The following is a 330-nucleotide window of genomic DNA, read 5'->3' as shown; positions in this document are numbered from 1 at the left end:
CGTGTGCGTTCTCATTCGGTCATGTCCGACCAGGACGTCTCCGCACGCCAGGCGCATGACAACGCATCTAGCTATCTGAAAGAGGCGGACTTCGCACAGGCGTTCATTTGGGGAATGCGCTACCTGGTCCTGAGTCTTGACGAGCGTGACGTCGTGCGTGCCACGCCTGGCCTGACCGCTCATGAAGCGGCCACGGCTGCCAGCGCGCAGTTTCCAGACTCGCGCGACTCCCTCGTCAATGCGGCCGCGCTGTTCGATGCTGTCCTATACGGCAGGTCAACTCCGACACGTGACGATGTCACCCGCCTGATGAAACTGACGAAAGCGCTA

Annotated in this window: 1 protein-coding gene; it reads left to right on the top strand. The window is 60.9% G+C overall.

Features of this window, described 5'->3' with window-relative positions; all coding sequences use genetic code 11:
- Positions 1-21: 21 nt before the first annotated feature.
- Positions 22-330, top strand: a 309-nt coding sequence (locus QP381_RS08715; RefSeq protein WP_285068571.1) for a DUF4129 domain-containing protein, incomplete at its 3' end; no start/stop codon positions are given.

It is taken from the genome of Pauljensenia sp. UMB6358 (genome assembly GCF_030216865.1).
GTDB classification, from domain to species: Bacteria; Actinomycetota; Actinomycetes; order Actinomycetales; family Actinomycetaceae; genus Pauljensenia; species Pauljensenia turicensis_A.
Note: the sequence above shows the minus strand (reverse complement) of the source record. Positions and strands in the feature narration are given on the sequence as shown.